This is a genomic window from Gemmata sp. SH-PL17, from assembly GCF_001610855.1.
In the GTDB taxonomy this organism is placed as follows: Bacteria; Planctomycetota; Planctomycetia; order Gemmatales; family Gemmataceae; genus Gemmata; species Gemmata massiliana.
In genome coordinates, this window is record NZ_CP011271.1 from 6,757,041 (window position 1) to 6,776,141 (window position 19,101).

At 65.5% G+C, this 19,101-nt stretch carries 15 protein-coding genes; 5 read left to right on the top strand and 10 right to left on the bottom strand.

The features are described from left to right. Positions 1-2: 2 nt before the first annotated feature. From VT84_RS27870 to VT84_RS27885, 4 genes are all read right to left on the bottom strand, one after another. Positions 3-965, bottom strand: coding sequence for a dihydrodipicolinate synthase family protein (locus VT84_RS27870; RefSeq protein WP_082841799.1), 963 nt, complete (start codon positions 963-965; stop codon positions 3-5). Between the two features lie 248 nt (positions 966-1,213). After that, positions 1,214-2,833 (bottom strand): hypothetical protein, encoded by a 1,620-nt coding sequence (locus VT84_RS27875; RefSeq protein ID WP_082841800.1) that lies wholly within the window; start codon positions 2,831-2,833, stop codon positions 1,214-1,216. A 36-nt stretch (positions 2,834-2,869) separates the two neighbouring features. Further along, entirely contained in the window at positions 2,870-3,097 is a 228-nt protein-coding gene (locus VT84_RS27880) for a hypothetical protein (protein WP_204249654.1), read from the bottom strand. A 361-nt stretch (positions 3,098-3,458) separates the two neighbouring features. After that, a complete protein-coding gene (locus tag VT84_RS27885; protein WP_082841802.1) occupies positions 3,459-4,268 on the bottom strand; it encodes a DegT/DnrJ/EryC1/StrS family aminotransferase in 810 nt (269 codons plus the stop codon). A gap of 233 nt (positions 4,269-4,501) precedes the next feature. On the opposite strand from VT84_RS27885, the gene VT84_RS40295 reads away from it, so the two are divergent. After that, positions 4,502-5,608 carry a hypothetical protein gene (locus tag VT84_RS40295; protein ID WP_204249655.1) on the top strand — a complete coding sequence of 369 codons (1,107 nt, stop codon included), beginning with the start codon at positions 4,502-4,504 and terminating at the stop codon, positions 5,606-5,608. 62 nt (positions 5,609-5,670) lie between these two features. Here VT84_RS40295 and VT84_RS27895 read toward each other — a convergent pair whose 3' ends face one another. Beyond that, entirely contained in the window at positions 5,671-5,898 is a 228-nt protein-coding gene (locus VT84_RS27895; RefSeq protein ID WP_082841803.1) for a hypothetical protein, read from the bottom strand. Between the two features lie 727 nt (positions 5,899-6,625). On the opposite strand from VT84_RS27895, the gene VT84_RS27900 reads away from it, so the two are divergent. Next, on the top strand, positions 6,626-6,979 hold the full coding sequence (locus VT84_RS27900; protein ID WP_082841804.1) for a hypothetical protein: 354 nt from the start codon (positions 6,626-6,628) through the stop codon (positions 6,977-6,979). Positions 6,980-7,009: 30 nt separating this feature from the next. Here VT84_RS27900 and VT84_RS27905 read toward each other — a convergent pair whose 3' ends face one another. The 5 genes from VT84_RS27905 to VT84_RS27925 all read right to left on the bottom strand — a co-directional run bounded on the left by VT84_RS27905 (position 7,010) and on the right by VT84_RS27925 (position 10,119). Next, positions 7,010-7,324, bottom strand: coding sequence for a P-II family nitrogen regulator (locus tag VT84_RS27905; RefSeq protein WP_052555963.1), 315 nt, complete (start codon positions 7,322-7,324; stop codon positions 7,010-7,012). Between the two features lies 1 nt (position 7,325). Next, positions 7,326-7,877, bottom strand: a complete 552-nt coding sequence (locus VT84_RS27910; protein ID WP_052555965.1) for a hypothetical protein — start codon at positions 7,875-7,877, stop codon at positions 7,326-7,328. 5 nt (positions 7,878-7,882) lie between these two features. Continuing rightward, positions 7,883-8,122 carry a DUF350 domain-containing protein gene (locus VT84_RS27915; protein ID WP_052555967.1) on the bottom strand — a complete coding sequence of 80 codons (240 nt, stop codon included), beginning with the start codon at positions 8,120-8,122 and terminating at the stop codon, positions 7,883-7,885. A 158-nt stretch (positions 8,123-8,280) separates the two neighbouring features. After that, positions 8,281-9,252 (bottom strand): alpha/beta hydrolase family protein, encoded by a 972-nt coding sequence (locus VT84_RS27920; RefSeq protein ID WP_162271869.1) that lies wholly within the window; start codon positions 9,250-9,252, stop codon positions 8,281-8,283. A 525-nt stretch (positions 9,253-9,777) separates the two neighbouring features. Beyond that, complete coding sequence (locus tag VT84_RS27925) at positions 9,778-10,119, bottom strand: hypothetical protein (RefSeq protein ID WP_052555971.1); 342 nt, start codon at positions 10,117-10,119, stop codon at positions 9,778-9,780. A 415-nt stretch (positions 10,120-10,534) separates the two neighbouring features. On the opposite strand from VT84_RS27925, the gene VT84_RS27930 reads away from it, so the two are divergent. From VT84_RS27930 to VT84_RS27940, 3 genes are all read left to right on the top strand, one after another. Then, on the top strand, positions 10,535-12,346 hold the full coding sequence (locus VT84_RS27930; protein WP_052555973.1) for a lipoxygenase family protein: 1,812 nt from the start codon (positions 10,535-10,537) through the stop codon (positions 12,344-12,346). Between the two features lie 110 nt (positions 12,347-12,456). Further along, positions 12,457-13,902: a C25 family cysteine peptidase gene (locus VT84_RS27935; RefSeq protein WP_052555974.1), complete on the top strand. Its 1,446-nt coding sequence runs from the start codon at positions 12,457-12,459 to the stop codon at positions 13,900-13,902. Between the two features lie 66 nt (positions 13,903-13,968). Further along, positions 13,969-19,095, top strand: coding sequence for a CHAT domain-containing protein (locus VT84_RS27940; protein ID WP_082841806.1), 5,127 nt, complete (start codon positions 13,969-13,971; stop codon positions 19,093-19,095). Positions 19,096-19,101 lie beyond the last annotated feature (6 nt).

Consider the following 19,101-nt stretch of genomic DNA (forward strand, 5'->3'; position numbering starts at 1 on the left):
GGTCAGGCCGGGACCGGTCCGAGTTGGTCGGCGATCCCGCGGAGCAGTTCGCGGTCCGAATCGGGCCGGGTCGGGCTGCGCGGGTGCGTGGCATCGCACCCGATCCACCCCCGCAGTTTCAGGAACATGGCCGCCGAGTGCTTGTAAGCCGGGACCGGCGCGCGAAACGCCAGGAACCCCAAATACTGTAACACGTCGTTCAGCTCGTAGAACCGCGGGTCTCCGGTACTCCAATAGACGTCCCGCCGAGCAAACAGTTCCGGTGCAAATGTGCTCAGCCCCAGGAGGTAATCGCTCCCGTACATCACCATATCGATGCCGAGGTCGTTACCCGTATACACCTTAAAGTCCGGCCGCACCGCGTCGCGGATCACGAGGCGCTGCCACTCGGCTTCGCGCCGGAGGGACGAGTGTTTCGCCCCGGAGCACTTGCGGACGCCCAAAAGCCCCCGGAACAAATCTGGGGAGTAAATGCGCCCGAAGGATGCGAACATCGTGCCCAGCTCGAACGCAATAAACGAGTCACAGTCCCGACCAATCGCCTCATACGCCGCGAGCAATTCGTCATCGGGCAGCGCGGTCAACCCGTGGCTCTGGAAAATGACCGGCGTGCCCCCGCGCTGCACAATGGCGGCGACCGCGCGACGATATTCTTCTAAATCGAAGGACGCCCCGAAAACATCTCGAACAAATGCGCCCGCGACAAAATTTTTCCCGCCCAGTGCGGAACGAGTTGCGTCCAGCACCTCAATTTTTTGTTCGGGCGCGAGAAGGTTCACGAATCCCGTGTCCATATTCACGGCCGGCGTCAACCCCGCGTCCGCCGTGCGGACGCAGTGAGCCGTGAAGCCGGCCCAATCGATGGCACCGGAGTCGGTAAACGGGAGCAGGATGGCAGAAATGCCCGTGATTTTCCGTCTGGGACGGAGCAAGGTGAGCGGATCGAGCAGCGAACCAACGGCCATCGACATCTCGCTGTGTCTGCGTTCTACGGTCGCATGTATAGCGGCAACGGGATGAACACTGGGTGAGAGGCTAGTGCACCTCTCACCTTCCCACCAGACGATTCAATTACAGATCATACCCGTTCTGTAATCCGAACGTTACGCATTTCGCACACCTGAGCCGCGCACCGGGCGGCGGTGACACCCGAGCCGATCCGCCCGCGCCGCGAGGTTCGCTCGCCACGCACCCCGCGGGCGCGGCCGAACTGTTACTTCGCTTCCAGGTCCACCTGGACCGCGTGCAGGATCTCTTTCGTCGCGTCGTTCTGCACGAGTGCCACGAGCTTCAGGTTGCGGAGCGCGAGCGGCCGGTCCGTGCGCGGGAACGGGCCTTCCGCCTTCGTGAAGTCGTCGAGGTACTTCGTGAGCGCGGACTTGACCGCGTCCGGGTCGATGGTCACGGTTTGCTCGTGCGTTTTCTTGGTGAGCGCCACGCCCTTCGTCCCGCCCGGCATAGCGCGCACCACCATGTGGTGGTACCGCAGCCCGTTGCCGCCGGTGTACCGGACGCGTTCCTCGGCCAGCACGAAGCGGAGCATCACCTTGTCGCCCGGTGCTTCCAGATCGGCGACGGTCGCCTTCGCGCTGAAGCCGCCCTTCTCGCCCTTCGAGATAGCGAGCGAAAGCTTCACTCCGGTCGGCTTTTCGAGCAATTCGTCGAGAATTGTGCGGAACTGCTTGTAGAACTTTTCCGAATCGGCTGCGGACCCGCCGGACCCGGCCCCTAGCTTCCCGCTAATGAACAGCGTGGGCGCGCCCTGAATCTTGTCGGAGTAATACTCGACGCGGTCCATACCGTCCGGACTGGTGAGCGGGTCCGGACGCGGCACGTGGAAGTGGTACTGGAGCAGGATCACATCGGACGGTTTGTAGGCTTTCAGCAGACCGTCGAACGCGAGATCGACGCCGACGCACGGCGGGCACTCGGCCCCGGTGAAGACCTCGACCACGGCCGTTTTATCGGTTTTCGCCTTGCGCCCGGCGAACACTTCCGCTTTGAACGGCGGGTTCGTTTTGGCGTAATCCGCGAAGTCGCGCAGTTCGAGCTTCGTGAGTTGCGTCTGGTAGGGTTTCGCGTCGTCCGCTTTACCGGCTTTGGTCAGCGTGCGGACGAGGGCTTCCAGCACCACGATCCGCGTCGCGGCGGTGTCTTCGTCAGTGAGCAGGCGCTCGGCCCGCTTCGCCTGTGCGACCGCGAGTTCCGAGAGCGTCGGCTGCGCGGCGAGTAGGTCCACAGTGCGCAGCGTCATGTCGCGCTCCCAACGCGGGCCGAACGTGCCGGCCGTCTTGTTCAGCCGCTCGATGACCCCGCGCACCTCGTCCACGGGCATCTTCTTCTCGCCGGCTTGTGCGAGCACCGCGAACGCCGCGCCGAACATCTCGGGACCGTCCTCGGACTGAGTGAGCGCCTCGCGCGCGACCGCGAACGGGTCGTCGAGCTTCGCGAGCTTCGTCGAGTACATCGTCGTGAGTTGGAGGCGCCCCCCCACGACCGACAGCGACCCGTTGAGCTTCTTTTTGTCCTTGCTCAGCGCGCCGTCGAAGGAGAGGAGTTCGCGCCCCATGAAGCCGAGCGCGAACTGCACCGTGTCGCCAGTGACGGTGACCGCGGTGACGGTCGGCTTGACCTTCAGTTCGTCCGAGGCCCCGAGGTACTCGCCGGTCCACTTACCGTCCTTCTCGGCGAGTTTAATCAGCATGATCGTCTCTTCGCCGCGATCAATGGGCACGGTGAGCTTCCAGTTGCCCGACGGCGGTGCGGGATCGGCGGAGCGGCCCAAACCGGCCGCGACGAACAGTACGGTGAGGGCACAAACGGTACGGAGCATGAGGGGTCCGGGTTCGAGGCAGGGGCGTGAGGCGGGCTAGAATCGGTCCCGGTAACGATACACCTTCGCCACCGCGTCCGCCACCTGCTGAACGTCGGCCGTTGCGCCCGACAGAACGGGGTGGTGCAGCATGACGCAGCGCTCGTGTGCGTCGGCGGCGTGCGTGAGTTCGCCCGCAGCGCGGAACCGCGACGGCGACCGCCCGATATGAAGGGCCTTGAATCCGACATCGAACGCGATGCCTTCCGCACGCAGCGTTTTCACGAACACCTCGCGCGACAACCCGAAGGCACCGGGAGCGTACTGAAAACCAACTTTGTAGAAGGCGGCAATGGAATCGGGGATGAGGTTGATGAAGGGTCGAATCGAAGAACCCCTCCCCAACCCCTCCCCTAAACGGAGAGGGGCTGAAGACAGGGCCACAAACAATTTGACCTCTTCGGTTTCGGGTTCGGTTCCCCCTTCCTTCTTAGGGAAGGGGGTTAGGGGGTTAGGTTGTGGCTGTAACCCCTCCCCAACCCCTCCCCTAAACGGAGAGGGGCTTAAAACCGCCGTTGGTTCTGTTCCCCCTTCCTTCTTAGGGAAGGGGGTTAGGGGGTTAGGTTGCCTTTCCTCTCCCTTTCCTTCAGGGGGGGGTAAGTTCTCCCACCAACTCCCGCACCCGTTCGGCGCGCTGCACTGTCAACGCACGCAGCTTTCGTAACTGCGGGCGCAGTACGGTCGCTTGCAGTTCACTGAGAGGCGCCCACTGTTGCAGTCCGCGGTGCAGCCACGTTTTCGTGCGCTGGTAAAGTTGGGCGTCGTTGAATAGAAGCGCGCCACCGCGCCCGGCGGTGAGCAGCTTCGAGCCGCCGAAGCTCAGCGTGCCCACATCGCCCCACGTCCCGACCGGCTTACCGGCAACCACCGCCCCCAGAGCTTGGGCCGCGTCTTCGACGACGCCGATGCCGCGTGTTCGGGCAATGCCCATCACAGCAGGCATCGCCACGAGTCCGCCGTGCAGGTGCGAACAGAGGATCGCCTTCGTTTGCGGCGTGAACGCGGCGTCCAGTTTGGTTTCGTCGAGTTGCCAGTTGTGCGGGTGAACGTCGACCAGCACCGGCTTCGCGCCGAGCGCGTGGACCGTGAGGAAGTTCGATTCGTACTCGTAGGCCGCCATCACCACTTCGTCGCCGGGACCGACGCGGAGCGCCCGGAGCGCGGCTTCCACCGCGAGCGTGCCACTCGCGCACGTGAGCGCGTGGGGGACGTCGTGGAACGCGGCCAGCTCCGCTTCGAGCGCGCAGATGTGTTCGCCGTGGTACTGCCCCCATGCACCTGCCGACATCGCACCCGCAACCGCGGCCTGGACGTCACTATCCAAAAGCGGCCACCCGGGGGGACCGTCGGGGCGTATCGGTGTGCCGCCCAGCAGGGCGGGAAGATCGGGTTGCATGACGGTATCCGAACGGCTCCGCGAAATACGGGGCGGAAGCGACATTTGTACCTTGCGCAAACGGTTCGCGGCATTTCAGGTATACTGGAATACCGCCCCACGAACGGAAACCGACCCGGCGCCCGCCGGTGCCGGACGGGAGTTTACATACAGTCGCGGGAACTGAGTGGTGGATTTGGTACTCGGTCGCGAGTAGGTTAACATCCCACGCGAGCCGCCAAGGTCTTTTCTCGATGAACGAAACCAGTTGGCAAACCGGCGCTGACGGCGACGAGATGTTGGAATTCGTCGCCGACCGGCTCTCGCCGCGCCAGTGGCTGCTCGCGTCGGCGGCTTACGCGCGCCGGCTGTGGGACGTGCTCCCCGACGGCCCGCTCCGGCAGGCCATCGACTTCGCCGAACTCGCGCTCGAACCGCTGAGCGCCAAAACCCGCACCGAGTGGCTCAAGAAGATTGATGCGGCCCTGCCGGAAGCCGTGAGTGCGGCGGAAGCGGCCCAGCGCGAGATCGTGCGGTCCGCCGACCCGGACGCGGCGACCGTCGCGGACCCGGTTCTCGCGCGCCCCAACCAGATCGCACCTTCGTTCCCGCTGTTCCAGGCCGCGAGCCGACACGCGGCCAACGCGATCGAGTGGATCGGCGAGGCCGTGGGTGAAGCGGCGTCCGCGGTCCGCGTGCTGTTCCGCGAAGCAAACGAGCAAATGCTCGAAGAGATCCGGGGACTCGTGGAGCAGGCCGCGAACAGCCGCACGCGGGCCAACGGCGCGGCGAACAACGCGCTGCGGCTGAAGCACGAAGGCGACGAGCACGCGGACCGCACCGCGGGGGTCAAAAACAAGCGGCTCGCGGAAGCGGAAGCCCTTGAAATCGTGCGGAAGATCGACGAGGGGAAGCAGCGCAGCCAGGACAACGAGTTCGAGGCCGAAATGAAGCGCGAGCGCGCTGCGGCGAAGCAGCTCGCCCGCGTGCTGCGCGAAATCGTCGGCAATGCGTTTACGCCACCGCGATTCGAGCAATCCTGGCGCACCGACAACGTCACGCAGCTCGCGCAGGGTATCTTTGAAGAACGGGCGTTCGAGCGAATGGTGATCCTCGCGGACGCGCTGCTCGACGCCGACTGCGACGAAGAAGCAATTCTGCGCCACTGTCGCGGAACCGAACTCGGGGTGAAGGAACCCCCGCAGCACTTCCGCGGGTGCTGGGTGATCGAACTCATCCTGGGGCGCTACGCCCCGCTCCCCGCGCCGAAGCCGGGCAAGAAGCCCAAACCGAAGCGCAACCCGCTCGACGACATTTTTGACTTCGGCCCGCTCCGCAACGACGACACGCGACTGGCGTAATGCCCCCGGTGAACCCGCCCACAAAGGCGGGGATATCGCCGGACGCACCCGCTGCGCAACAGTCAGGAAGCGATCCCGATCAGGGCCGCGGCCAGCGCGAGCACGGCCCCCTTTGCGAGAAGCCGCGACCGCAGCATCCGACCGAACTTCCGCGCCGCACTACCGATCCAGCGACCACCGGTCACACGAACCTGCACGCCGTACTGCTGCGAATCCTTCCCGGCCACACGAGACACAAAGCGAACCACAACGCCGAAAGTTCGCACCACATTCTTTTGCTTCTTTGCCATTGCACGTCTCCCTGAATCAAGTCTGAATTTGGCGCTCACCCGATGGCCAGTCGGGTAAGCTGGAACCAATCGCGATTGACGTGGGTAGCATTGCAGAGACGGTTGCCCGAATCTGTGGGCGGATCACTGACACACCGGCGCATGGCGAAACAACCCACCAAGAAAGGTCCATCTACGACCGGGTGAACGCCACAGCTATTCGGGAAAGCACGCCTCGCTAAAGGCTGGTTTCAGCACTTCGCGGAATGACAAAGGGAACGGACGACGAGTTGCGAACAATCGCTACGTAATGCGGCGTGGTGTGCAACAACCCGAACACGCACGCACCCGGGGCGTCCTACGAGGCGTTCGATCCGGCCACCGCGGTCCTTGGTGCGCCGGCTGGAGTTCCGACATACGCCCGGCGCGGGTCACCGCGGAGAACGAGTTGAGCGCGATGACCCGCGCCGGGGCGCCGCCGGCCGCTTGGTCGGCCCACACCAACGACAACCAACGGGGCGTCGATCGGCCGTTCCGCATCGATGACGCGCGTTGAGCTGAAATCACTCTGACACCAAAATTAAAACCTGACAATTCCCTAAGTTGCGTGTTCCCGCTGCTTCGTGCCCGACATCGGGCGCGGAATGTAACGAGCACACGCGAAACTACCGACGCGCCAATCTATGCACACTTCAGGGGCGTCTCTATTGACGGACAATGCCTGTCCGTTCTAGCCCCGTGAGGTCCGATGCGATTCCTCCAAACAGCGCTCACCAGTTCTTGCGCCGCTCTCGTCGCGTGCCTGGTTCTGCTCACCGGTACGGCCCGAGCCGATGCCCCGACACCGTTCCTCGAAGGCAAGCACGTGGTCGGTGCGGTCGAAACCGAACCGGCCGTTGTGTTCAAGTTCTGGTCGATCTACGTCGTGGTGGTGACGTCCGATACGGCCGAAAAGTACGCGATTCCAGCAACTGCGAAATCGGGAGTTGTGGACCCGAAGCACTTGGGTCGTAGCGCCACCGTTGAAGCGAAGATCCTCTCCTGGGCGCGGCGCGAGGGCCGAGTGCCTGCGGTCCAGTTGGAGATCCTGTCTGTGAAGTGAGCCGGTTCAATCGCTCTGCTACCGGCCTATTCAAAATACGAGCGGTTCGGACCACGCGAGCGGCACCACGAACACTTTGCCGTCGCCGATGCGCCCGGTGCGGGCGACCTTCGGGACGGTTTCGTTCAGCGCGTCTGCCTGTTCGTCGGTGGCCCAAACGGTGATTTCCACTTTCGGCAGGTACGCCGTGCTGTACTCGGAGCCGCGGTAGCGGTCGAGGTACCCCTTTTGCCGACCGTAACCCTTGGCCTCGCGCACCGAGCACGCGGTCACGCCGAGGTCGGCAATGGCCCGCAGCACGGCTTCGGCCCGGAACGGCTTTACCACGATCGTAAGTTGTTTCATGTCAGGAACTACTGCTACTCGAAGACGATGAACCCGTGCTGCCGAACCCGCCGCGGCTGATCGATGAACCGGCCGGTGCCGACGGCGTAACCGAGCGCGATCCGGTTCCGGTCCCGGCGCGGTACGTGGTTGTGGTGGTCGTGGTGCGGTAGCCGGACCCACCGCTGAGCCACGAACTCGAACTGGAATTGTGGCTGCGCATCGGCGCGCTGTACGGCGCGTGTGGCACGGCACGGCTCATGAGTATCAGCGGAATCCACGCGCCGTTCGACCACACCCACGGGCGGTGGTGCCGGTCATAGGGAACGCTTGGTTCCGGGATCGGGCGCCCCTCCGCGTCGAGCACGCGATTCCCGTGCTCGTCGGTCTTCCACTTCTCGGGGATCTCTTTACCCTGCTCGTCGTACCACTTGACGTCCGCCGGATCTTCTTGCTCGGCCGAGACTTCGCGTTGCTCCTGCGCGTGCTGGCCGCAGCCGAGCGACGCCAAGCAGCACCCGGAGAGCGTCAGCCCGCCCAGCAGTTTGAGGGTAATTGTGCGCGACATCCGCATGGTGTTTAACCGCCAATAGCCCGAACAACGATCAGGCTGGTTCCGAGAACCACCGCGCCGACCAAAATGCCGACCGCGATGTTGCCCTTCGCAAGTTCTTGTTCGACGTCGAGTTTGGGCGTGATCCACTCGAACACTTTGAAGCCCAGTGCCAGGAGCGCGATGCCGAGCAGCCCGAACACGGCCGCGGCCAACAGCGACATCGCAAATGCTTCCGAGTTCCAGTGTTCCGCGAACAGTGTCATAGCCGCACCCGTTCCGAGTGAAGAACGAAAGCCCCGAACCGGGCACTACTGTACGGTTACATTCGCGGGGATTCACCCGTCATTTTTGCAAATCGACGAATGATCGCGTGGCCCGGTCATTCTATAAGGCCACGGTGTTGAAAGGGGTTCACCCGAAACTACTTGGGGCGAACGTGGTCGCGGATCTCGCGCAGGACGGACATGGTGTAGAACCCGGCCGTGATGTGGCCCGCGTCGAGCCACACGATTCGCTGTTTGCCGGTCGCTTCCCACAACGCGGTCGCGGCTTGGGGCGGGACAACCTCGTCTTCCCGCGCCGCGATCATCAGCAGGTTCTTCCCCTTCAGTTGGGGCGAGTAGGTAATGGGATCGACCGGAGCAATGATGCGCTTGATAAGTCCCTTCGCACCGACCGCATCGAGTGTCTTCTTGATCTCCTTGGCCTTCGGGTGCTCGTAGTAGGCATCGACCAATCCGCCACCGCCGAGAACCATGCACACGTTCTTGATCCGCGGTTCGTTGGCGGAAGTGATGGCCGTGAGGAAGCTCCCCAGGCTCGTGCCGACCATGCCGAGGTTGTCGGCATCGACTTCTGGCCGCGAGGCCAGCCACGCGATCGCGCACCGGCAATCGAGCACGCCCTGCCGGATGCCGGCCAGCGTGCGCGGGATGTCCGTGGACACGAGCCGCACTTTGCTGTCGGGGGCGCGCCGTTGGTTGTAGTGCGGCAGCACCACAACGAGAGCCGCGACGCCGTTTTGAGCCAACCACATCGCTTCGCCGCGTGCGATGCGCTGGTTCCCCTGCATGATGTCGAGCACGACGACCGCGGGGAACTTCCCCGACCGGTTCGGGGCGAAGTATTCCGCGTGGACGGTGTTGTTCTCCCGGATGTCGGTCGTTACCGGTGAGGGGAACGTGAGGTCGCGAACAACCACGTCGCTGTGACGCAACTCGTAGCGGTCCGCGAGTTGGTATTCACCTCTATAAGCTTCTTTGAAGCGGTACCCCTCTGCGATGGTCGTCTTCGCGTCGTCCGCCGGTACCTGGATCGTGCCCGCGGTGCTGGCAGCGAACGCGATGGGTGCGAACCCCAACGCGACCACAACGGACAGGGCTAGGCGTGACATACGCGGGGTTCCGTGTCGGCGGGAAAACTCCACCAGATAGTACGCGATCCGCACACACGTCTCAAGAACGCGACCGGGATTCTCATTCATGTGGACGACAGCCAAGTACCTCCAAGCCGAGCTAACAAATGCTAACGTTTTGGCCCTTCGGGAGTATTCGATCGCGGCCGGTAGACGGTTAACCGTCGGTGCCTCAAGGCTTTAGACGTCTTTCGCCCGGTCGCCCGCGGAACGGGATGCTAACAACTGCTAAAAAGCATCCAAATTCCCGCGGTTTCGAGCTAACACACATCCGGTTTTTGCCGCGGTTTGTAACCGATCTCACAGTTTTCTGTCGCGTCGTGAGCGCCTTACGATGAGCGGACTACCGCAACTCACGACGAGTGCCCCTCGCTCGCCAAATTATAGATTAGTGTACAAAATATTACAAGCAATTCTCGATGAATATCGGAAGGACGTGAAATGATTGATCGCGGGTGGAGTTATACAGCCAATTTCCACACGTTCAATAGTCCTGCGCGCCGGCTACTGTGGGAGTGCGACCTGCGGCTTTTTGCCGTCGCCCGGGGTGAACGACTTGAGCGTCCGGCTCGGCCAGTTCTCGCCGATCTGAACCAGCCCGACGCCGCTCGCGTACCAGTGCTCCTCGCGGACCTTGAAGCCGTTCGGGGTGTCCTCCGTGTTCACGGCCTTGAACGTACCGGCCGGCACTTTCACGAGCCCCGTCTTGGGTACCTGAGTGGACGCCCACTGGTAATGCGGTCCGCGGTACTCCCACTCGTGCTCACAGTCGATCGGGAATTTGATCCGAGGTATCGGGGCGCATTTGGAGACATTGGCCCGCGCCACCTCGTGCCACCCGCGCATCCGAAATTCGCAGCTTGTAAGCGAAGGACATCGTTCCGTTGGTGTTCGCGGACGCAATGGTGATGGCCTTCGCCCCGCGCTTCTCCTCAAGGTTCACAACAGGCTCAGCTCGATCTCGGCCGCGCTCAACATCGGCCCTCGTGGGTCGGATCGGCTGGGGACTTGGGGCGCTTGGGGATTCCGATCGTGGCGGCGCGGTAACCACCATTGACCGGAAAACTCATGCGCCTTGCTACTCACAAATCGCCCAACTTGAAAACTTGGTGTGACGGGTCCGCACTTCTCCGTGAAATGGCGAACTCTCGAGTCGCCTCCTAATACGGGCTATCCGGCTATCCGATCGCGGCCGCTATTCACTTGAACCCGGCGAACTCAGGCATTAGCATCGACGCGAAAATAGCTGAGAGCAGGATCGGTGGCGCGAACCGCTCGGTACCGGTTCGGACCCGAATTGCCCGGCGCCCGACCCGATGCCCAGGTGGTTCACCCGATGAGCGCATTTCTGCCCGCGTTCGATCCGGACCCGGAAACCCGTGCCGCCGGGCGCGCCGCGAAGCGGGGCGAGTACACGTACAACCACGAATACGTTTCGCCGCTCGCGTTCGTCGGGGAGGTGCCCAGCCGCGACCGGTTCCCCATCGATTTCACCACGCTCGTTCTCGGCAAGATCATGACGAACGTGGCGAACCAGGCGGACGCGGATTCCGCGCTGCGCCGGCGCCTGCGCGCGATGGACGTCCCGATCGCCGACATGGTGCTCGCCGGGTCGACGGCCGTTCGCGCCGTCGGCGCCGCGGTGGGTGCCGTGATCGGGGCGGCGGCGGATGCCCGTCGGTTGCAAACGATCGACGACTACAACGCTCTCTTCCACGTCATCGGGCTGCCGCCGATCGCGAAGGACTTTGAATTCGACAGCACGTTCGCGGAATTGCGGCTCGCCGGGCCGAACCCGGTGATGATTCACCGGGTCGACAAGCCGGACGATCGATTCCCGGTCACGGACGCGCATTTTCAGGTCGCACTGCCCGGCGACACCCTCGCGGCGGCCGGGGCGGAAGGGCGACTGTTTCTGGTGGACTACCAGAGACTTGACGGGGTCGAGACCGGTGTAAGCCCGTGCGGGCTGCCGAAGTACCTCTACGCCCCGCTCGCGCTGTTCGCGGTGAACAAGGACACGCGAAAACTGGTCCCGGTCGCGATCCAGTGCAAGCAGCGGCCGGGACCGGAGAACCCGATCTTCACGCCGGACGACGGCTACAACTGGCGGATCGCCAAGACGATCGTGGAAATCGCCGACGGCAACTACCACGAGGCGATCACGCACCTCGGGCGCACGCACCTGACGGTCGAGCCGTTCGTGGTCGCGGCGCACCGGCAGTTCGGTCCGAACCACCCGCTCAATGTGCTGCTCCAACCGCACTTCGGTGGCACACTCGCGATCAATCACCTCGCGCGTCTCAAACTGATTTCGCCCGATGGCGTCGTGGACCGGCTCCTCGGCGCGAAGATCTCCGCGGCGCTGGAACTCAGCGCGTGGGGGGTGCAGGGCCACGCCTTCATGGATTTGCTGCCGCCGGCGTCGTTTCGGCGCCGCGGGGTCGATAACACGGCCACCTTGCCGAGCTACTCCTACCGCGATGACGCCCTCTTGCACTGGGAGGCCGTTCGCGAGTGGGTCGCGACGTACCTGCGGTGCTTCTACCGGTCCGATGCCGAAGTCGCGGCGGACGTGGAAGTCGCGGCGTGGCTCACGGAGGCGTCCGCGAAGACCGGCGGGCGCATCAACGGGATCGAACCGGCCCGCACCTTCGCGGAACTGGTCGACGTGACCGCCCTTGTGATTTTCACCGCGAGCGCGCAGCACGCGGCGGTGAACTTCCCGCAATACGACATCATGAGTTACGCCCCCGCGATGCCGCTCGCGGGTTACGCCCCGGCGCCCACGAGCAAGACCGGCGCCACAGAAGCCGACTACATGGCGATGCTGCCACCGCGGGACCAGGCCGCGCTCCAGATGAACACCGGCTTCATGCTCGGAACGGCGCACTACACGCGGCTGGGGCACTACGAACCGGGGTACTTCGGCGAACCGCGCATTAACGAACTAGCGGCGCGATTCGCGGCGAAGATGGACGAGATCGAGGCCACCATCACGGAAAGAAACCGGCACCGCCGGCCGTACCCGTTTATGCTGCCATCGGGTGTGCCGCAGAGCATCAACATTTGAGTTTCTCGGTATGGCTGGTCACGCGCGCTCGGCCGATGGGGTAGCTGCGGTCAATGTACCATCCGTGAAGCGCGTTCGTTCCACGAGCGCCAGACTGGAAGACACTTTTCGTGAACGAAGACGACATCGTCCTCAACGGCATCAACGGTGCGACGGGTGAGTACCTCGTACCACCGATCACGCCGGCCCAGGCCGTCAACATCGCGAGCGGGCGCCCCGCGGAAAGTACCCTCACGACGTGGCTCAGAGCCATCGCGAGCGTCTTCAAGCGGCCGAAACTCGGCCTCCCGATGGACGTCGACCCGGTCAACCCGGCGCGCGCCGGATGGGCGCTCGTGCTCCCCGCTGGCGCCCCACCGGAACTCAGAGCCGCGGTTCAACCGCTCATCGATCGCCGCAAGTCGGTGGTTCCGCCCGACCGGTGTAAGGTGCTCGAGTACCGGCCCGGCGAAACGATGAAGAAGTGGCTCGCGCGGTACGGTGTGGCGCCGGGCACGGTCACACCGACGAAGGTTCCGTACTACGTCACGCTCGTCGGCGGGCCGACCGAGATCCCGTTCGACTTCCAGTACCTGCTCGACGTCGAGTACGCGGTCGGGCGCCTCTGTTTCGACGCCCCGGAGCAGTACCGCCGGTACGCAGAAAGCGTCGCCGCGTATGAAACGGCTTCGAGCGTCAAGAACGCGAAGGAAGTCACTTACTGGGGTCCGCGCCACGCTGCGGACCGCTCCACGCAAATGAGCGCCGATTCGCTCATCCGGCCGCTGATGGAGGGCGTCCCGGCCGCGGGCGACCAGCCCGCGGAGGCGTCGGTCGCCACCGAGAAAGGGTTCCGCTCGACGTGCTTCCGCGCCGCGGACGCGACGAAGGCGAAACTGCTCGAAACGCTACACCCGACGACCGGGACCGCGCCGCCCGCGGTGCTGTTCACCGCGTCGCACGGGATGGGGTGGCCGAAGGACGACCCGCGCCAGCGCCCGGCACAGGGCGCGCTGCTCGCGCAAGATTGGGCCGGGTTCGGGCAGGTGACGCCGGCTCATTACCTGACCGCGGCCGAGATCGAAGACGGTGCGAACGTGGGCGGAATCGTCGCGTTCCTGTTCGCGTGCTACGGCGCCGGCACGCCCGCGACCGATGCGTTTCTCACCGACCGCGGGCGCGGGCCGGTGGACATCGCCTCGGCGCCGTTCGTCGCCGCGCTCCCGCAACGGTTACTATCGCACCCCAACGGCGCGGCACTCGCCGTGCTCGGGCACGTTGAGCGCGCGTGGGGGTACTCGATCCGCCCGACCGGGGCCGGAACACAGATCGGGCAGTTTCGCGATTTTCTCGCCCGCGTCATGTCCGGACAACCGGTCGGGCACGCGACGAAGAACTTCAGCGAGCGCTACGCGGTACTTTCGACGGCCCTGGCGAGCGCACTGGACGAATCAAGTAAGGAACCGAAACTCTCTCCTCAAGAAATCGCCGCAACCTGGGTCGAGCGCAACGACGCGCAGAATTACGTTATCCTCGGCGACCCGGCCGTGAAACTGCGGACCGATTTGCTGAAGTGACGTGCCCTTCGCGCGGAGCGCCGCGCGACCGGGGCACCGACTCCCGTCCCCGGAACCCGGCCACTTATGCCCACGCCCTACCACGTCCGGCTCGCGGTTTCGCAGTACGGTGAACAGTTCCGCGCCGAACTTTTTACCGAAGACCTCGGCGACACCGAGGGCGACGTGCTCACGGAGTTGCCGCCGAGCATCGCCGAGTGGGTGCCGTACCTCGCGCAGGGGGCCGACCTCCCGCCGGACGCGGCCCGACAGCTCGGGAAGGATCTGTTCGCGGCGCTGCTCGGTCAACCGGAGAACGCGAAGAAGTGGGCCGAGGTGCTCACCCGGGCCGACCGCAAGGGCCAGCCGATCCGCCTGCTCATCGACGCCACAACCGAAGCCGTTCGCGACCTCCCTTACGGTCTGCTCTGCGAGCCGCACGACGACTGGTTCCTGTTTCGCGGGAAAAAACACTCGGTCGAGTTCGTTCGCATTCTGCGCCGGTGCTCGCCCCGCCCGCTAAAGCTCCGCGGGCGGCTCCGGGTCGTAATCGCGGTCGCGGAGCCGAGGAGCACCGACGTTCCGCCGTTCGATTCGCCCCTCCGGTTGCAAAAGTTCGCAGCGGCGGTTCACAAGGAAATCGACCTCGTCGTTTGCGGGCCGAGCGGCCCGAAGCCGCTTGCCGCAATCGCCCCGAATCCGGAAACCGCTGATCCCGCTGTGTTCACCCCGTACACGAAGACCACTCGCGGCGCTCTCCGCCAGGCACTCGCGGGCGAGTTCGATGTGTTCCACCTGCTCGCCCACGGACACGGGGCCGGGGTGCTGCTTTGCACGGACGCCGGCGCACCGGCCGAAACGACCGCGAGCGAACTCGGCGAGTGGTGCGGCGCGGGCCAAACGCCACTGGCGTTCCTGCAAGTGTGTAAGGCCGGTCAGACGGCCGGGCGCGGGGGCTTCGGCGGGGTCGCGCAGCAGTTGCTCAATCCGCGCAGCGGGAACATGGCGGCGGTGGTCGCGTCCACGTTCCCGCTCGACGCCGAGCACAGCACGGACGCGGCCGTCGGGTTCTACCGCCAACTCGCGGCGGGCAAACCGCCCGAGGAAGCGCTCACCGCGGAGCGCCCGGAAGCCGACTGGTGCTGGGCGTTCCTCGAACTGTGGGCCAGACCTGGCGCGCTCGGCGGCACGCAGCAGCGGGCCGCGTTCCAGTTCGTCAGCCCGTACCGCGGCCTTTCGAGTTTCGGTGAACAGGACGCTGACCTGTTCTTCGGCCGCAAAGCCGAAGTCGCGGAGCTGCTTCAGATTTTGCGCACCGAGCCGGTCCTCGGGGTGGTCGGTGATTCCGGCAGCGGCAAAACGTCGCTGCTGCAAGCGGGGCTGGTTCACGCGATCCGGCGCGACGGACTGGCCGGATCGGACAAGTGGCGCATCGTCTCGCTCCGCCCGGGGTACCGCCCCGCGCAAGCGCTCCTGGCCGCGCTCACTGGGGCCACCGGGGAACCCACGCCGGCCGCGCTGCGGGCCGCGCTGCGGGCGGACGCACAGCCGCTGATCGTGGTGTTCGACCAGTTCGAGGAAGTGTTCACGCTCGCGCGCGATGTTAACGAAGTGCGGCTGATGAGCGAGGTGCTCGCCCAGGCCGTCGATCAGCAGCGCGACCGGTTCCGGCTCGTCATCGGAATGCGGAGCGAGTTCCTGGGGCAGTCCGCGTCCGCGCCGGAACTCGGCCGGCGCATTCAGCGGCCCTGGGTGCTCCGGCCGCCCGGCGCGGACGACCTGCGCGGCATCGTTGCGGGTCCGGCCGAGCACTGCGGGTACACGTTTCAAGGGCCGCTCGCCGACGGCAACCCGGCGCACGCGGTCGGGCTGCTCGATCGCATCCTCGCCGACCCGTTGCTCGATCGCAACAAGGGCGGGGCACCGCTCCCGCTGTTGCAGTTCGCGCTCGAGCGGTTGTGGCTGAAGGCGGTCGAGAAGGGTGTGACCGAATTCACGCACGCGGAATTCGACGAGATCGGCGGGATGGGCCGGGCGATCGCGCAGCACGCGGAGGCGGTGTTCCAGGCGAGCGCCACCGCGACCGAGTTCGGGGCCGGGGGGCGCCACCTCGTGGAGCAGATCGTCACCGCACTCGTCAGCGCGCAGGGGACGCGCCAGCCGCTCTCGCGCGAGGGGCTCCAGGCGGAAACCGGCGCCCCGGAAGCGGCGCGGGCGGTGATCGATTACCTCGTCGGCGAACGGCTGCTGACGATCCGCACCGACCCGGAGGACATGTCGAAATCGCTCGTCGACCTGTCGCACGAGGCGCTGATTCACAACTGGGACCGGCTCCGCGGGTGGCTGGCCGAAGACCCGCAGGGCCGGGCGATGCGCGAGGAGTTCCGCACGGCCGCGGAGAAATGGGAGGTGGGCTTCGCGGGCACCCCGGCGCGGAGCCGGTACGCGCTGCCCGGTACCGACGTGGCCCGGAACTATCTCGCGTGGATCGGCACCAGTAACCCGCGGCTCGTGCCCGTGCAGCAGGAGTTCGCGCGGGCGATGCGCGACATGCTCACGCGCCACCAGCGCCGCCGACAACTCGTAACGGCCGTGTTAGTGGCCCTCACGCTGTCGGCGTGCGCCCTGGCGTTCTACGCCGACGGGAAGGCATCGCTGGCAAACAAGAACGCGACCCGAGCCCAGGCGGAAAAAGAGAACGCCGAGCGCGAGAAGGAGAACGCCAAGCGCGAGGAGGAGAACGCCAAGCGCGAGGAGCGACGGGTACAGGAGCGATCCGCAGCCCTACTTCTGGACCGCGGTATAGAGCTGTGCGAGCGCGGCCGACCCCGGATCGGTATGCTCAGCATCGCCCAAAGCCTCGACAAGTGTCCGTCGGAGGCTGAAGCCCTGCGCCGGGTCATTCGCACCAACCTGTCCGCGTGGGCCTGGTACCTGATGTGCCTGGACGGGGCGCGACAGTTCCCCGGTCCGGGCATCGCGGCCAGCCCCGACGGACAGGCGGTTCTGATCGCCGTCGCCCCGGGAACGGCCCAACTGTTCGATGCGGACACGGGCCACCCACTCGGGCCGCTCATCAAACCGGGGGAGCGGAACGCGGTATGGGGCGAGGTCATGCGGGCCGGGAACGAGTGGGTGGTGCTCACCTACGGGTCGCACGTTGCCCGGCTCTGGAACGGCACCACGGGGGCTCCGGTGGGGCACGTGTTTGAAACAGCAACCGCCCCCGGTGTGCCGGCCCAGGGCGAGATCCTGATCGCCGCTATCAGGCCCGATCGACAGGCGCTCGCGCTCGGAATGGCTCACGGTGAGGCCCGGCTCTGGAGCGTGACAACGGGGGAGACGCTGGGGCAACCGTACAAGCACGAAGGGCCGGTCCACGATCTAGCGTTCACTCCCGACGGCGGGATGCTGCTGACCGGCTGCTCCCGGCGCCCGAACCACCCACTGATGTCGGACGTGGCGGCCGTGGCCCGCGTCGGGGCCGAGCGGCGTGCGGCCGGGGTCGCGCGGTTCTTGAACCTGTCCACGCGGGAGCTCGTCTGGTCGCACACGATGAAAAATCCGGTGACGTCCGTCGGCGTCAGCCCCGACCCCGGCGGGCGGTACCTCGCGGTCGGCGGGTTCGCGGTCGCGATCTACGACCGGCACGAGAAAAAAATTCTCACCAACAGTCAGAAGGACCACGAGCCGGCCAACTGGACCGCCTTCGACCCCGAGGAGCCGGGCACGATGTTCATGTCCCGCTCGTCCGGTGACGTCGAGCTTTTGCACTTCCCGGAGTCCTCGCGCGCTCCGACGGATGACGCCGAGTTCTCACACGGGCCGGAGCCCTCTCACGACCTCTCGAACCCCGTGACGAGCGAGCGACTGTCGCCACAGGGACTCGTGGTCGGGGCGGGGTTCCGCAAGGACCGGAGCGTGTTCACGTTCAACCGCGACGGCACCATGCGGCTCTGGCGGCGGCCGCTCACGCAGAAAGCGCAGCGCGAGTTCGTTCACACCGACGCGGTGCTGTCGGTAGCGTTCGGGCCGGGCGACAAGAGCCTGGCGACCGGGTGCCGTAACGGGTCGGCGTACCTCTGGAACACCGACGCGCCCGATAAATGGAAGCACCAGTTCACCCCGCCCCAGAAAAAAGAGAGCGCCCACCCGCTCACCCAGGTTCGGATCAGTTCCGGTGGCGAACGAGTGATCGCCCAGGACCAGCACTTTAACCAGTTCGTCTGGGACGCGGCGACCGCGCGCCCGGTCGTTCCGGCGGCCGGGGAAGCGATCGTCGGAGTGGCCGACGACGGGGCCACCGCCCTCGTGCGGCTCCCCGATCTGACTTACCGGGTGAAAAATCTGCTCACCAAACAGGCGGGGGCGCCGTTCGTCGTCCCGGGCGGGGTCGGTCCCGATGCAGCGCACAACGACGACGAGACGACCATGCTGCGGGTCGTGCGCGTGGCATTCAGCCCCGACCGCTCGGTCGTGGCGACGATCAACGAGCCCGGTCAGGTGCTCCTCTGGCGCTCGGACACCGGGGAGGCGGTCGGACCCCCGATCGCCCACACGATCCGGGGCGGAACCGACAAGATCCGTGCGGTGAGCTTCAGCCCGGCCGGAACCCGGCTCCTGACTCAGAGTTCCCGCGCCCGCGGCGTTTGGGACGCGGTGACCGCGCGCGAGGAGCACGTGCTCCATAACCCCGTCGGCGTGCAACTGTCTCGGTTCAGCCCGAACGGGCGACTGGTGCTCTCGGGCACGAACTTTAACATGGTGCAGATGTGGGACGTCCCCGGCCGGTCGGTCCGCGAGACCGCGCTGCTGCACTCGGCCCAGGTGTGGGGGGTGACGGCCAGTCCCGATGGCTCGCGCGTGCTCACCGCGAGCTACGACCGCACCGCGCGGGCCTGGGACGCGGAAATCGGCAAACCGATCTCGCCCCCACTGTTCCACGGCGAGGGAGTGAGTGAGGTGGTGTACAGCCAGGACGGTAAGTGGATTCTGACCGGGAGCTGGGACCGGCGTGCGCGGTGCTGGGCCACAGTGGAGCCGGTGCCCGATGAGGTCGAAAGGGTCAGGCTCTGGGTCGAAGTCATGACGGGGCTCCAGATCGGACTCACCGGGGCCTCCGACCTGCTCACGGCCGAAGAGTGGCACAAGCGGTACCGGCGGCTCAACGCGCTCGGTGGGCCACTCGTGGGGAGTGCCACGCCCGAAAAATGACCGACC

Bases quoted from the DNA above. Each gene is read 5' to 3' on its own strand.
- VT84_RS27910 (WP_052555965.1), bottom strand. From the start codon at position 7,877: ATGCGGATGTCGCGCACAATTACCCTCAAACTGCTGGGCGGGCTGACG.
- VT84_RS40295 (WP_204249655.1), top strand. From the start codon at position 4,502: ATGAACGAAACCAGTTGGCAAACCGGCGCTGACGGCGACGAGATGTTG.
- VT84_RS27900 (WP_082841804.1), top strand. From the start codon at position 6,626: ATGCGATTCCTCCAAACAGCGCTCACCAGTTCTTGCGCCGCTCTCGTC.
- VT84_RS27885 (WP_082841802.1), bottom strand. From the start codon at position 4,268: ATGCAACCCGATCTTCCCGCCCTGCTGGGCGGCACACCGATACGCCCC.
- VT84_RS27925 (WP_052555971.1), bottom strand. From the start codon at position 10,119: ATGCGCGGGTGGCACGAGGTGGCGCGGGCCAATGTCTCCAAATGCGCC.
- VT84_RS27895 (WP_082841803.1), bottom strand. From the start codon at position 5,898: ATGGCAAAGAAGCAAAAGAATGTGGTGCGAACTTTCGGCGTTGTGGTT.
- VT84_RS27905 (WP_052555963.1), bottom strand. From the start codon at position 7,324: ATGAAACAACTTACGATCGTGGTAAAGCCGTTCCGGGCCGAAGCCGTG.
- VT84_RS27915 (WP_052555967.1), bottom strand. From the start codon at position 8,122: ATGACACTGTTCGCGGAACACTGGAACTCGGAAGCATTTGCGATGTCG.
- VT84_RS27940 (WP_082841806.1), top strand. From the start codon at position 13,969: ATGCCCACGCCCTACCACGTCCGGCTCGCGGTTTCGCAGTACGGTGAA.
- VT84_RS27920 (WP_162271869.1), bottom strand. From the start codon at position 9,252: ATGTCACGCCTAGCCCTGTCCGTTGTGGTCGCGTTGGGGTTCGCACCC.
- VT84_RS27875 (WP_082841800.1), bottom strand. From the start codon at position 2,833: ATGCTCCGTACCGTTTGTGCCCTCACCGTACTGTTCGTCGCGGCCGGT.
- VT84_RS27870 (WP_082841799.1), bottom strand. From the start codon at position 965: ATGGCCGTTGGTTCGCTGCTCGATCCGCTCACCTTGCTCCGTCCCAGA.